We start from the raw sequence: 12,483 nt of genomic DNA, 5'->3' as shown, positions 1-12,483 counted from the left end.
GTCGTGCGGACTATTTTCGTCGCGGCGAGGACTCGACGTCCGAGCCTGTGCTGCTCGAGCCCGTTCCGCCGGAGGACATGCTCGCCGCATTCGTGAGCATCTTCTGGAACATGTCCCACGAGGCCATGGTTCCGGTCACGTAGGGCTGGAACAGCTTGATCGGGTCGTAACCCTCGGTGCCGGCGACCATGCGCTCGCGAATGTCGTCCATCAACTGGCGCTGAAAGGCCTCGACGTCCGGCAAGCCGAACAGCTTGCGCATCTCTTCGGGCGTCATCTCGACATCGACACTGATCTTCATGCCTCTCTCCTTAGTCGCGCGGCGCGGCGCCGTGCCCCGCCTGCCCGATCACTCTGGACGATGACGAGAACCTAAGCAAGCCGCATCGCAACGACACCTGGCCCGCGGCGCATGCGACTCGCTGCGCAGCGCGGAGATTTCGACACCGTCCGAGACCCTTGTCGTTGTCGTCATCGACCATCGGGAGGACAACGACAACGAACGGCCTCGGGATTTCTAATGTGCTGCACTAGTGCCTGCTGGCGCGCGGGACCGAATCGGTCGGCGCCGGATCCTCGACGGCCATTGTTCGGCGCACCCGACGCCCGACCAACAAACAGGCACGCTCGAATGCACGGCCGGCCTCGCGTGCGTTCCACTCCCACTCCGAGGGGTGCGCGGTCACGGGGAACTGCCAGTGCCCTGTGGTCAGCACGGTGCCGATACGCACCTCGAGCGTCCAATCGTGCCAGACGGTGCCGGGCTGATCGTCCTCGACGAACTCCTGCTCGGCGAGTCGGATATAGTTGCCGGCCCGATCCTCCATCGAGACCAGATCCGAGAGCACCAGGGAGTCGTCGACACAACTGGTCCAACCGGTGTGGACCGCGCTGGCCGTCCCCATTAAGGAGTGGATGAGGAGTGACGGGGTTAAGGTCAAGGATAAGGGGGTTTCCCAATCCGGCTCGGCGGCATCGCTCGGGGTTTCGGTATCGGTCTGGGTAGCCATTGCGAATCCTGTGCAGTCGACTTGTTCCCGGCTGATGCAGGGCGTTTAATGACGATCAGTCTATAGTTTCGGTCCGCCGCAGGGCAATCCTCGTTCGGCTTCCATGCCTCGGCACACGGCCGAGCCACGCGCATTCTCAAGGTTTTATCATGTCCGTTTTGCTCGATCTGAGTATCTTTCCGGTTGATCGTGGTTCCGGCCTGAGCGGTTTCGTCGCCCCCGTCATCGCCATGATCCGCGACAGTGGCCACGACTATAGACTCTCGCCGATGGGTACCGTCGTCGAGACGGACACCTTGGCCGAGGCGCTCGCCTTGATCGAGCGCGCCCATGAGATCCTCGCTGCACTGGGCTGCGAGCGCATCTATGCGACGGCAAAGCTCGACATCCGCAAAGGTCAGGGCGGGCGTCTGGACGGAAAGGTGGATTCGGTACGCAAGCAGATCGGCGAGGTCGCCTGCTGAACCGCGTCCGTCCGGCGCGATCGGCAGAGATTCGCGGAGCGGATGCGTTCGGTGGTCGCGATCGGCGGACGGAGCTGGACGCGGTTCAGGAATCTCTACTCTTCGAAGCGCCATGCACTTAAAAATTTACGAATTCAATACTTAAACCGCGTCGACGCCATCATCTCAGCGGATTGCCGCACCGGCCACCCACTCGAAACGACGCAGACCGCACGGGACGCGGTTTAACACGGGACCCCCCGATCATGAAGGTTGCGATCTTTTCCGATGTTCAAGCCAACCTGCCGGCGATGGAGGTCGCGGTCGAGCGGATCCTCGACTGGGATCCGGATCTGGTCGTGATGGACGGGGACCTGGTCAACCGCGGGCCGAGCAGCCTTGCCTGCGTCGAGCTGTTCGACGAGCTGCGCCGCACACGCGGCTGGTTGCCGGTGAAGGGCAACCACGAGGCTTGGATCCTGCGCTGCGCTCAGGAGCCGCCGCGCACGGAGCTGGAAGGACAGATGCGGCGCTTCGCCGACTGGACCTACGAGCAGGTGCGCGAGCGCCTCTCGGCACTCGACGGCTGGCCGGATCATCTCTGTTTCCACGGAGAGAGCGATTCAAGCTGGGTGCACGTCACGCACGGGACCATGGCCGGGAACCGCTTCGGCATCTCGGCCGGGGTTTCGGACGAGGACATCCGCGGCAACCTGCCGGTGGACGTCGCCCTGTTCGTAACGGCACACACCCATCGACCGCTGCACCGCGAGCTGGACGGTACGCCCATCCTGAACGTCGGCTCGGTCGGCTCGCCCTTCGACGGCGACACGCGCGGGAGCTACGCCTTGCTCGAAGAGCGTCGGGGGCGTTGGACCTCGCAGATCGTCCGATTCGACTACGACCGTGCGCGCGCGGAGCGGGATTTTCGCGATTCGGGCTTCATCGAGGAAGGCGGACCCTTGGCGCGCATCCTCTTCGAGGAGTGGCGTCAGGCGCGTCTGTTGATGCCCTACTGGAGGCGGGGTTTCGAGCCGGCCGTGCTCGCGGGAGAACGCGACCTTTCGGAGGCTGTCGAGGAATTCCTTCGGGATTCAGGTCAAGGCTGAGCCGATCGGGCGTCGGTGCGCCGAGGCGCACCGGGGTTCGACGGATCGTATCGCGGTCACTGCTTCGCCTGCTCGCTCAGGATGAAGACGGTGATCCCGGATCCGAGCAGACCTAAAAACACCATCGGGATCCAGGCGTCGGTCACGAGCGCTTCGGCTCCGTAGGTTGTGCCGGCCAAGGCCAAGAAGAAGGTTGCCGTGATCAGACTTAGGATAAGAGGCATCATGATTGTTTCCTTTTAGCTACATCGTTGGCTCTAATATTAGTCTTTGCTTAAATAGTTGCAAGCCTCGCCGAGCCTCCCAAAACGCCTGAAACCGACCTGCACAGCCCATGTAACAGATTGAAACTATAAGAGACATCAAGCGCGATAAGGGCGTTCAGGAGAATCCGACGCTGCGGATCGGACACACGCCTCGATCGATGACAAATTGCAACAAGATGTAACAGAGCCACAGTGAGCCCTTTGGAGTACCGGATGAGCGACTCGGACCGTCTTTACCGCTTCACCTTCGAGAACATCGGGATTCGCGGCAACCTGGTCCACCTGGATGCGACCTGGCGTGCCGTGCTGGGTGCACATCCCTACCCGGACGCGGTTCGCGATCCGCTCGGCGAGTCACTCGCCGCCGTCACCTTGCTTGCCTCGACGATCAAATTCGAAGGCTCCCTGATCCTGCAAGCGCAAGGTAAAGGCCCCATCCGCACCCTGGTTGCTCAGGCGACTCACGAGCACAAGGTGCGCGGGCTTGCCCGCTGGGACGGCGAGGTGCCCGTCGCGGGGACTCTCGCGGCCCGGTTCGGCGAGGGCCATCTGGCGTTGACGATCGAGCGCAGCGGGGCGGAACCCTATCAGGGGATCGTGCCGTTGGAAGGTGCGGATCTCTCGGCGGCGATCGAGCGTTATTTCGTGGACTCCGAGCAGCTCCCGACGCGACTCTGGCTCACCGCCGGAGAGAACCGTGCCGCCGGGCTGCTGCTGCAGCGCCTCCCCGGCGAGGGTTTGAGCGATGACGATTGGGCGCGGATCGGGATGCTTGCGGGTACCCTGACACGCGAGGAGCTGACCGGCCAATCCGCCGGCGATCTGCTGTATCGGCTCTTCAACGAGGAGTCGATTCGGCTCTTCGAGCCCGAGCCGATCGCCTTTCGGTGCGGCTGCTCGCGCACCCGCATCGAGGAGACACTCAAGCTCCTCGGCCCTGCCGAGGTGGACGACATCATCGCCGAGCAGGGCGCGATCAGCGTCACCTGCGAGTTCTGTAACCGCAACTACGCCTTCGACGCGGTCGACGCCAAACAGCTCTTTGCCGAGCTGACACGCCACGAGCCCTCCCCCTCGCAGCACTGATCCGGCCCGCAATCATGCTGAGCACCTTGCAGCCCTTGCTCGGGCTGGGCGTGATCCTCGGTCTGGCCTGGCTCGCAAGCGAGCGGCGTCGCGCCGTCAGCCTGCGCCTGGTCCTCGCGGGCCTGGCCCTGCAGATCGGGCTCGCCCTTCTGCTGTTGAAGCTGCCGTTCGCCCAAGCCGTCTTCCTGTCGATGACCGATCTGGTGTTGGCCGTGCAGCGCGCCACTCAAGCCGGCACCGAGCTGGTCTTCGGTTTTCTCGGCGGCGGCGCGGCGCCCTTCGAGACGCGCTATCCGCAAAACAGCTTCGTGCTCGCCTTCCAGGCGCTCCCGCTGATCCTGGTGATGAGCGCGCTCTCCGCCTTGCTCTTTTATTGGCGCGTGCTGCCGCTTCTGGTGCACGGTTTCGCCTGGCTGTTGCGACGGACCATGGGCACCGGCGGGGCGCTGGGGCTGGGGGCGGCGGCGAACGTCTTCGTCGGCATGACCGAGGCGCCCCTCTTGATCCGGCCCTACTTGGCGGGTCTTTCGCGTTCGGCACTCTTCGCGCTCATGACCTGCGGCATGGCGACCGTCGCGGGGACCGTCATGGTGCTCTATGCCGGCATCCTGTCCGACACCGTGCCGAACGCAATGGGGCATATCCTGACCGCATCCCTGATCAGCGCACCCGCGGCCTTGATGATCGCCGGGGTTCTGGTGCCGGAGCATCCGGACGCGGCGGACCGTGCGATCGTCGCCATCCCGAGCACGTCGCGCAGCAGCATGGACGCCATCACGCGCGGCACACTCGACGCCATCCCGCTCTGGCTCAACATCCTGGCGATGTTGATCGTGATGGTCGCGCTGGTGAGTCTCGTCAACCAGATGCTGGGTCTGCTGCCGACGGTCGCCGGCGAGCCCTTGACCGCACAGCGCCTCCTCGGTTGGGTGATGGCGCCGGTCGCCTGGCTGATCGGCATCCCCTGGTCCGAGGCGCAGGTCGCCGGCTCCCTGATGGGCATCAAGACCATCCTCAACGAATTGATCGCCTACCTGGAGCTGGCCGGCACCGCGAGTGCCGAGCTCAGCGAGCGAAGCCGGCTGATCATGACCTACGCACTCTGCGGATTCGCCAATCTCGGGAGCCTCGGCATCATGATCGGCGGTCTCGGGGCCATGGCCCCGGAACGCCGCGACGAGATCGTCGCCCTGGGACTGAAGTCGATCCTCGCCGGGACCATGGCAACGCTATCGACGGGCGCGGTCGTGGCCCTGATTCTCTGAGGAGCGCTCGTCTCGGTTGCAACGCAGCCCCGCAGGTCGTGCCCCGCGGCGCGAGCCGCAACCCGTCGACACAGGGGTTTTGCGCTCCCTGTCTTCGGCGCAACCTCCCCCAAAAACGACTCGGCCGATGCAACGCCGATGTCGAGGATCGATCGGATCCGCAACCCTCCGGACACAGAAAAACACCTGGGTGGCTCACCATTTGAGCCACCCACCTGTTTAGGATCATGCTCAACGGATCCATGAGGCGACCCCAATGTCCAATCGGCAACGATCTGCAACGAACGCCCCCGAGCCCTCTCTCGACGAGACCATTATCGGCCGTCATCTGGTCATTCAGCGCAGTCGCCTTGCGGGTTTCCGCCACCACGAGGCGCCGGCCTTCCTGCCCGCACTGCGGGCCGGCTCACCCCTGACCCTGAGCGCCGAGCGCGACAACCCCCACGACGGCGATGCCGTGGCCATCCATTGGCAGGGCCACATGCTGGGTTATCTTCCACGCGGCGAAAACCTGGTCGTTGCCCGGCTGCTGGCGCGACAGCGCCGCTTGAGCGCCCGCATCCGACGCCTCGCACCGGAGGCCGACCACGACCAGCGGTTGCAGATCGAGATCTTGATGCATTGACGTTGCGAACCTCGGCGATTAGTTTCATGCCGGTACACCGGCTGACCGAGGCGCATCATGGGCGAGGAGATCAGAGGACATTGCTGGAATTGCGGACAAGGACTGACTAAGCTCGATTACGGGCGCGAGCTGCGCTGCCCGGGTTGCGAAAAGCCGACCTACTGCTGTCGCAACTGCCGGCATTACGCGCCCGGACGGCCGAACGAGTGCCGGGAGCCCATGGTGGATCGCGTCGTTGCGAAGGATCGGGCCAACTTCTGCGACTGGTTCCAGCCTTTGTTGCGATCGCCCGCGCTGCAACCCGGCGAGACTCCGAGCGCGCCCGCCGACCCGGAGTCGCTGAAACGTGCCGCGGAGGATCTGTTCAAGTGACCGACCGCCGAAGCCCTTTCCGTCCGCTCGGGGGGCTACTCATCGCCGTCGGTTTCTGCCTGCTCACGCCGCTCAACGCCTGCGCATCGGAACACGATATGACCGCGGAACGTCAACGACTCGTCGAGAAGATCGAGGCCGAGGTCCGCATGACTGCCCCGGAGCTGGGTTTCGCGCGGCTCGATCCTCGCGTCGCCGAGGCCATGCTTCGGGTGCCTCGCCACGCCTTCGTGCCGAACGCCCAACGCGCCTTGGCCTATGCCAATCACCCCTTGCCGATCGGCGGCGGGCAGACCATCTCTCAGCCCTACATCGTCGCCATCATGAGTCAGCTGCTCGACGTCGGCCCCGGCGACCGCGTCTTCGAGCTGGGCACCGGGTCCGGTTATCAGGCCGCCGTGCTGGCCGACATGGGGGTCGAGGTCTATTCGGTCGAGATCGTCCCGGAGCTGGCCGAGCGCGCGCGCACGAATCTCGAGACCGCGGGTTACCCGCAGGTTCAAGTCCGCGCCGGCGACGGCTGGCTCGGCTGGCCCGAGGCCGCTCCGTTCGACGGCATCATCCTGACCGCCGCCGCGCCCGTCATTCCGGAGCAGCTGATCGATCAGCTCAAACCCGGCGGCCGTCTGGTGATGCCGATCGGCGAGACCCATGGCGTCCAACAGCTCGCGATCTTCGACAAGGACGAGGACGGCAACCTGCGACGCCGTGACCTCCTGCCGGTGCGTTTCGTGCCGGTGACCGGGCCCTTGGGCGACTGAGCGATGCCGATACCGGGCCTTCATCCTCGCGCGAGCATCGGCATCCCTGATCCGGAATGGATCCGGTGTCTGCCGCCGAGGAACAACAGGACAGGGAGGCCGTGGCCCTATCCGTCCCGGCGGATCCGTGTCTGAAGAGACCCTCGCGCGCTTGCATGACGACACCCTCGAAACCCTCGTCCGCACACTGCAGCGACAGGCACAAGGCGCCGGTCATCGCGCGACCTTGCTGTTGAGCGGTGATGCGCACTGGACTGCAAACCTTGCGCGGCGTTGCGTCGCCGCGCTCGCGGATCAGGTTCCGACCTGGCTGACCGAGCGATCCCTGGCCGACGGCGCCCTTGCGCTGCGGGCAGCGGACCGGCTGCTCGGCAGCGATCTCGATCTCTTGGTTTATGACGCCCACAGCGGCTTCGACCCGGATGGTTTCGGCGCGGCGACCGGAGCGATCCGTGGAGGCGGTCTCCTGTTGCTCTTGACCCCGCCGTTGGCCGACTGGCCTGATCTCGTCGACCCGCAGGCCGAGCGCATCGCTGTTTGGCCGAATACGGCAGCCTCCGTCGGCGGACGCTTCCTGCGCCGGCTTGCCAGGCTTCTCGGGTCCGAGCCAGGTCTGATCCGGCTTGAACAGGCTGATTTAGAGAGCCTATCGATCGCCCAGAGGCTCATTTCGGAGGACGCGTGCGTCGCGCCGGCGCCGAACGACCCCGGGCGGCCCGCCACAGCCAGCGACCCGAACCCCGCCGAACCCGCCACATCGGACCAGGATCACGCCATCGCGGCCATCCTCGCGCTCGCGCATGGCCGCGCACGCCGCCCGCTCGTCATCCGGGCACACCGCGGACGCGGCAAGAGTGCCGCCCTGGGCCTTGCCGCCGGCCGACTTCTAGGCGAGCGACCGCTCCGCATTCTCGTGACCGCACCGCGCCGCTCGGCAGCCGACGCGCTTTTCAAGCACGCGGCAGCCGCACTGGGTGGTCATGCTCGAGCCTCCGCCCCGGATGTAGAGACCGGGACGACACCGGGCCCGACGGCGCCACCGACGACAGATGGAGCCGGTCACGCTCATGCAGCGGGCTCACTCGCATTCGTCTCCCCCGCCGATCTCGCCGCGCAAACGCCGGCGGCCGATCTGCTTCTGATCGACGAGGCCGCCGGCATCCCCGCGCCCATCCTCGAGACCCTGCTCGCCGGTTACCCGCGCGTCGTCTTCGCAACCACGGTCCACGGCTACGAGGGCACGGGACGCGGTTTCGACGTGCGGTTCCGCGCCACGCTGGATCGGCTCACCCCGAGTTGGCGCGAGATCACGCTCGAGACACCGATTCGCTGGGCGGACGGTGACCCGCTCGAAGCCCTGACCTTCCGCGCACTGCTGCTCGATGCCGCACCCGCCCCGGTGGAGGAGCCGAGCGCAGTCGACCCCGCCGAGATCCACTGCGAGCGCTTGGACCGCGACGCCTTGATCCACGACGAGAAGACCCTGCGCGAGCTCTTCGGCCTGCTCGTCCTGGCCCACTACCAAACCCGGCCGATGGATCTGCGCATGCTGCTGGACGGCCCGAATGTCCGCATCTACGCGCTGCGATGGCGCAGCCATGTCCTCGCCGCCCTCATCGTCGCTGAAGAAGGCGGCTTCGCCGACCCCGTTTTGCGCGAGGCGATCTTCATGGGGCGACGCCGTCCGCGCGGCCACCTGCTCCCCCAGACCCTATCCACCCATGCCGGACTCGCCGAGGCCCCTGCCCTGCGTTACCTGCGGGTGATCCGCATCGCCGTCCATCCGGCGCTTGCACGCCGCGGTCTCGGGCGCAGACTGCTGCGCCGGCTCGCGCGCGACGCTCGCGCCGAGGGCGTCGATCTCCTCGGCGCCAGCTTCGGCGCGACGCCCGAATTGATCCGCTTCTGGGACCGCTGCGGCTTTCGTCCGGCACAGATCGGCACCAGCCGGAATGCCGCAAGCGGCGAGCACGCGCTCGTCGTGCTGCGCCGTCTCGACGCACGCGGTCAGCGCTTTGCCGCGGCGGCCGAGGCACGCCTGGAATCCCGCCTCCCGGTGCTGCTGGCCGGTCCGCTGCGCACAGTCGATCCCGTCACCGTCGCCGCCTTCGTCGCCGCAATCCGCACAGCGCCGCCCTTGTCGGACTCCGGCGAGCCGTCTTCGAGCGCGTGTCGAGACACGATGGACGATCGAGAGCTGAACGGATTCATCGACGGCTATCGCTCACTGGACGCCACCCTCCCGATCCTCGCCGAGCGCGTGCGGCGCCGACTCGGGGCCTGTCTGCGGGCCGGAGGTATCGCGGACGACGACGCGGCGCTCTTGATCGCAGCCGCCCGCCAGCTCCATGGTCCGGCCGAGTTGGCGAGCCGTTTCGGTGCGAACGGTCGCGACGCGCTCACCGCTCGCATCCGACGCGCAGCAGATGCGTTGCGGTTCGTCCCAAGCGAGACCCCATCCCGCGCAACAGCCACGCAAGACGCGTCGTCTGCATGGCTTCCATCGCGATCTGCACGACGCGAGCGCGCCGAATGAAACGCCGACTGATCCTCTCCGCCGGTGTCGTTCCGGTCCGTCGAATCGGATCCGAGAGACGGTTCCTGATTCTGCGCTGCTACAGCTACTGGGATTTCCCCAAGGGCGAGACCGAGCCAGGCGAAGACCCGTTGAGCGCCGCACGGCGCGAGGTCGCCGAGGAGACAGGTCTCATCGACCTGGATTTCCGTTGGGGGTCATCTTTCGTCGAAACACCGCCCTACGGTCGCGGCAAGGTCGCGCGGTATTATCTGGCCGAGACATCGCGCGGCGATGTAGCGCTCGGGATCAACCCGCAACTGGGGTTTCCCGAGCACCAGGAGTTTCGCTGGGCCACCGAGGCTGAGGCGCGTACGCTCCTGAACGACCGCGTAGGCGCCGTCCTGGACTGGGCCGTGCGACGCATCGGCGAATCGCCCGGGGCCCCGGCCGCCGAATCCCTCAACCGACCACCAGAGGACCGCCAAGCATGACGATCGAGCACGACCCCGAAACCTCCGACGCCATGCTGACTCCGGCGGAAGCACGCGTCCTGGGCTGCCTCATGGAGAAGCAGCGCACCACGCCCGACCAATACCCCTTGACACTGAACAGCCTGGTAAGCGCCTGCAATCAAAAGAGCGCCCGCCATCCGGTCATGAACATGACCCCCGGCGAGGTCGGCCACGTGGTCAATCTACTGCGCGACCGCGGACTCATCTACGCCAGTCTTTCGGGCCGCACCGAGCGCTACGACCACAAGATCGTCGGCACCTTCCTGCTGAGCCGAGAAGAGCATGCCTTGCTGTGCGCCCTGATGTTGCGCGGCCCACAGACGACCGGCGAGCTGCGCACCAATACCGCACGCCTGGCCGACTTCAAGGATCTCGATCAGGTCACCGCCACGTTGCACGGCATGGCCAAGCGCGACCGCCCGCTCGTCGTCGAGCTGCCGCGCCAGCCGGGCAAACGCGAGGAGCGCTACGCGCACCTGCTGTGCGGACGACCGAAGATCGAGGACATGCCGGAATCCGCGCAGGCGTCGAGCAGCGAGCCGACCCGCAGCGCCCGGATCGACGCCCTGGAGGCCGAGGTCGCGGAGCTGCGTGCACAGATCGACAGGCTCTGGTCACTGACCGGGCTCGAGGATCAGCGCTGAGCGCGGACGCGCAGCGCTAAACCGCGTCCAGAGTGAAATGCGTCATTTTCATGTTGTGTCGGGCTCGAGGATTTTTCCGACCTTCGTCGTGACGCGGTTTAGGATTTACTATTTTTGAATCTGTTAAACCGCGCCGGCTCCGACAGTTGTCGGAGCCGGCGCGCCCAAACCAACCCAACACACAACGCATACCGCACCGGGCGCGGTTTAACCCGTCATCTCGGCGAGCAGGATCGGCAACCTTTGGGTGCCGCGCGATTCTCGGTTTTTTGGCTCGATTGCTCGAATAAATCGAGGCTTTAAACCCTGCCGTGTCGGGCGCTCAAAGGGAGCACGCCATGCAGAGACGGGGGACGACGCAGACGTGTGGCGCAGGATTCGAGAAGGACCAGGTCGGCAGCGGGCGGCGCCGAGCGTAGAAAAACAAGTAACGTACTGAAAAATATGGCGGAGAGAGAGTCCGCTGATAGGTCATCCGCATGGTTCCGCATGGGTCACAACCTGCCTAATTCATCAAGGGTTTAAGTCTCACGTCTTCCGCAGTCATCCGCTACAATCCATGTCTGAGTGTGGGGCGAGGTGTGGGGCGACCCGCCTAGCCTGTCACAGTGACAACGACATGGAGCATGACATGGGCAATCTCTCGGCACGCACGGCAGCAACAGCGAAACCGGGTCGTCACAGTGACGGCGAGGGTCTCATCCTGGCAGTGAGCAAGACCGGCTCACGATCCTGGTATCTGCGGTATCAGCTCAACGGCAAGCGGCGCGACATGGCACTCGGCAACATGGCCGATGTCTCGCTCGCGGCGGCACGCGAGAAAGCGGCGGCGGCGCGGGCGCTGGTGCGAGCCGGTATCGACCCGCTTGATCACCTCATGATGGAGGAGAAGACGGTCCCGACCTTCACGTCTGCGGCGGCTCAGTACATACGCAGCCACCGGCACGGCTGGAAGAATCGCAAGCACCAGCGGCAATGGTGCGCGACCATGAAGACCTATGCTCGACCCATCATCGGCTCGAAGCCGGTCGACAGCATCGGCACCGAGGATATTCTCGCGGTCCTGTCACCGATCTGGACGCGGAAGACCGAGACGGCGAAGCGGGTTCAGGGTCGCATGGAGAACATTCTCGACTGGTGCGCAGCTCGCAAGTATCGAGACGCCAGCAACCCGGCGCGCTGGCGTGGCCATCTGGATCACCTGCTCCCGAAACCGACGAAGGTCTCGAAGGTGCAGCATCACCCGGCGATGCCATGGCCGGCGCTCCCGTCTTTCATGATGGAGCTGAGTAGCAACCCGAGCATCTCCTCCTCCGCGCTTCGATTCGCCATCCTGACGGCGTGTCGCACGGGAGAGGTCCTAGGCGCTCAATGGTCCGAGGTCGACATCGAGTCGGCAGTGTGGACGGTTCCCGCAGACCGGATGAAGGCCGGTCGCGAGCATAGGGTTCCGCTCACCGAGGCCGCGCTCGACATCCTCCGCGCGCTCCCGCGAATCGAAGGCAACCCGTACATCTTCCCTGGTGCGCGGGCCGGTCGACCGCTGTCGAACATGGCGCTCTTACAGATCATGCGCGGCATGGGTCACGGCGTCGGCGGCGCGAAGTCGGCAGCAGTACCACATGGGTTCCGCTCCTCTTTCCGCGACTGGTGCGGCGAGGTCTCATCCTATCCTCGCGAGGTCGCAGAGGCGGCGCTTGCTCATGTGAACGGCGACAAGACCGAGGCAGCCTATGCGCGCGGCGACCTGTTCACGAAGCGGCGCAAGCTCATGACCGACTGGTCATCCTTCTGCACCCGTCCGCCGGCAACGGTTATCGACCTGTCGTCACGTCAGACAGGCTAGGCCGCGCTCCCGGCACCGAGCCGGTA

Annotated in this window: 14 protein-coding genes; 11 read left to right on the top strand and 3 right to left on the bottom strand. The window is 65.5% G+C overall.

Going from position 1 to position 12,483, the window contains the following annotated elements; translation table 11 throughout:
- Positions 1–10: 10 nt before the first annotated feature.
- Together THIMADRAFT_RS09115 and THIMADRAFT_RS09110 are read right to left on the bottom strand one after the other, a co-directional pair.
- A complete protein-coding gene (locus THIMADRAFT_RS09115) occupies positions 11–301 on the bottom strand; it encodes a DUF6489 family protein (RefSeq protein ID WP_007192727.1) in 291 nt (96 codons plus the stop codon).
- A gap of 229 nt (positions 302–530) precedes the next feature.
- Positions 531–1,010 carry a hypothetical protein gene (locus tag THIMADRAFT_RS09110; RefSeq protein WP_007192726.1) on the bottom strand — a complete coding sequence of 160 codons (480 nt, stop codon included), beginning with the start codon at positions 1,008–1,010 and terminating at the stop codon, positions 531–533.
- Positions 1,011–1,159: 149 nt separating this feature from the next.
- Between THIMADRAFT_RS09110 and THIMADRAFT_RS09105 the strand changes: the two genes are divergently transcribed.
- Both THIMADRAFT_RS09105 and THIMADRAFT_RS09100 read left to right on the top strand, forming a co-directional pair.
- Positions 1,160–1,474 (top strand): MTH1187 family thiamine-binding protein, encoded by a 315-nt coding sequence (locus THIMADRAFT_RS09105; RefSeq protein ID WP_007192725.1) that lies wholly within the window; start codon positions 1,160–1,162, stop codon positions 1,472–1,474.
- Between the two features lie 245 nt (positions 1,475–1,719).
- Entirely contained in the window at positions 1,720–2,562 is an 843-nt protein-coding gene (locus THIMADRAFT_RS09100) for a metallophosphoesterase family protein (RefSeq protein WP_007192724.1), read from the top strand.
- A 56-nt stretch (positions 2,563–2,618) separates the two neighbouring features.
- On the opposite strand, the gene THIMADRAFT_RS27065 is transcribed toward THIMADRAFT_RS09100, so the two are convergent.
- On the bottom strand, positions 2,619–2,789 hold the full coding sequence (locus THIMADRAFT_RS27065; RefSeq protein WP_007192723.1) for a hypothetical protein: 171 nt from the start codon (positions 2,787–2,789) through the stop codon (positions 2,619–2,621).
- A 252-nt stretch (positions 2,790–3,041) separates the two neighbouring features.
- Between THIMADRAFT_RS27065 and hslO the strand changes: the two genes are divergently transcribed.
- The 9 genes from hslO (at position 3,042) to THIMADRAFT_RS09055 (ending at position 12,457) form a co-directional block, all read left to right on the top strand.
- The gene (gene hslO / locus THIMADRAFT_RS09095; RefSeq protein ID WP_007192722.1) at positions 3,042–3,914 is read left to right on the top strand and encodes an Hsp33 family molecular chaperone HslO; all 873 of its coding nucleotides are present in this window, start codon (positions 3,042–3,044) and stop codon (positions 3,912–3,914) included.
- Between the two features lie 17 nt (positions 3,915–3,931).
- Positions 3,932–5,179 carry a NupC/NupG family nucleoside CNT transporter gene (locus tag THIMADRAFT_RS09090; protein WP_199484230.1) on the top strand — a complete coding sequence of 416 codons (1,248 nt, stop codon included), beginning with the start codon at positions 3,932–3,934 and terminating at the stop codon, positions 5,177–5,179.
- Positions 5,180–5,435: 256 nt separating this feature from the next.
- Positions 5,436–5,804: an HIRAN domain-containing protein gene (locus THIMADRAFT_RS09085; RefSeq protein ID WP_007192720.1), complete on the top strand. Its 369-nt coding sequence runs from the start codon at positions 5,436–5,438 to the stop codon at positions 5,802–5,804.
- A 57-nt stretch (positions 5,805–5,861) separates the two neighbouring features.
- Positions 5,862–6,176 carry a hypothetical protein gene (locus tag THIMADRAFT_RS09080; protein WP_007192719.1) on the top strand — a complete coding sequence of 105 codons (315 nt, stop codon included), beginning with the start codon at positions 5,862–5,864 and terminating at the stop codon, positions 6,174–6,176.
- Entirely contained in the window at positions 6,173–6,937 is a 765-nt protein-coding gene (locus THIMADRAFT_RS09075) for a protein-L-isoaspartate(D-aspartate) O-methyltransferase (protein ID WP_007192718.1), read from the top strand. Before THIMADRAFT_RS09080 ends, THIMADRAFT_RS09075 begins: the two co-directional genes overlap by 4 nt.
- 127 nt (positions 6,938–7,064) lie before the next feature.
- Complete coding sequence (locus THIMADRAFT_RS09070) at positions 7,065–9,473, top strand: tRNA(Met) cytidine acetyltransferase TmcA (RefSeq protein WP_007192717.1); 2,409 nt, start codon at positions 7,065–7,067, stop codon at positions 9,471–9,473.
- A complete protein-coding gene (locus THIMADRAFT_RS09065) occupies positions 9,470–9,946 on the top strand; it encodes a bis(5'-nucleosyl)-tetraphosphatase (RefSeq protein ID WP_007192716.1) in 477 nt (158 codons plus the stop codon). Before THIMADRAFT_RS09070 ends, THIMADRAFT_RS09065 begins: the two co-directional genes overlap by 4 nt.
- Positions 9,943–10,611 carry a YceH family protein gene (locus THIMADRAFT_RS09060; RefSeq protein WP_007192715.1) on the top strand — a complete coding sequence of 223 codons (669 nt, stop codon included), beginning with the start codon at positions 9,943–9,945 and terminating at the stop codon, positions 10,609–10,611. Before THIMADRAFT_RS09065 ends, THIMADRAFT_RS09060 begins: the two co-directional genes overlap by 4 nt.
- A gap of 631 nt (positions 10,612–11,242) precedes the next feature.
- The gene (locus THIMADRAFT_RS09055; protein ID WP_007192714.1) at positions 11,243–12,457 is read left to right on the top strand and encodes a tyrosine-type recombinase/integrase; all 1,215 of its coding nucleotides are present in this window, start codon (positions 11,243–11,245) and stop codon (positions 12,455–12,457) included.
- Positions 12,458–12,483: the final 26 nt, after the last annotated feature.

Source organism: Thiocapsa marina 5811, assembly GCF_000223985.1.
GTDB lineage: Bacteria > Pseudomonadota > Gammaproteobacteria > Chromatiales > Chromatiaceae > Thiocapsa > Thiocapsa marina.
This window is presented reverse-complemented; position numbering and strand designations above follow the sequence as displayed.

Bases quoted from the DNA above. Each gene is read 5' to 3' on its own strand.
- hslO (WP_007192722.1), top strand. From the start codon at position 3,042: ATGAGCGACTCGGACCGTCTTTACCGCTTCACCTTCGAGAACATCGGG.
- THIMADRAFT_RS09105 (WP_007192725.1), top strand. From the start codon at position 1,160: ATGTCCGTTTTGCTCGATCTGAGTATCTTTCCGGTTGATCGTGGTTCC.
- THIMADRAFT_RS09115 (WP_007192727.1), bottom strand. From the start codon at position 301: ATGAAGATCAGTGTCGATGTCGAGATGACGCCCGAAGAGATGCGCAAG.
- THIMADRAFT_RS09060 (WP_007192715.1), top strand. From the start codon at position 9,943: ATGACGATCGAGCACGACCCCGAAACCTCCGACGCCATGCTGACTCCG.
- THIMADRAFT_RS09100 (WP_007192724.1), top strand. From the start codon at position 1,720: ATGAAGGTTGCGATCTTTTCCGATGTTCAAGCCAACCTGCCGGCGATG.
- THIMADRAFT_RS09080 (WP_007192719.1), top strand. From the start codon at position 5,862: ATGGGCGAGGAGATCAGAGGACATTGCTGGAATTGCGGACAAGGACTG.
- THIMADRAFT_RS27065 (WP_007192723.1), bottom strand. From the start codon at position 2,789: ATGATGCCTCTTATCCTAAGTCTGATCACGGCAACCTTCTTCTTGGCC.
- THIMADRAFT_RS09085 (WP_007192720.1), top strand. From the start codon at position 5,436: ATGTCCAATCGGCAACGATCTGCAACGAACGCCCCCGAGCCCTCTCTC.
- THIMADRAFT_RS09065 (WP_007192716.1), top strand. From the start codon at position 9,470: ATGAAACGCCGACTGATCCTCTCCGCCGGTGTCGTTCCGGTCCGTCGA.
- THIMADRAFT_RS09055 (WP_007192714.1), top strand. From the start codon at position 11,243: ATGGGCAATCTCTCGGCACGCACGGCAGCAACAGCGAAACCGGGTCGT.
- THIMADRAFT_RS09110 (WP_007192726.1), bottom strand. From the start codon at position 1,010: ATGGCTACCCAGACCGATACCGAAACCCCGAGCGATGCCGCCGAGCCG.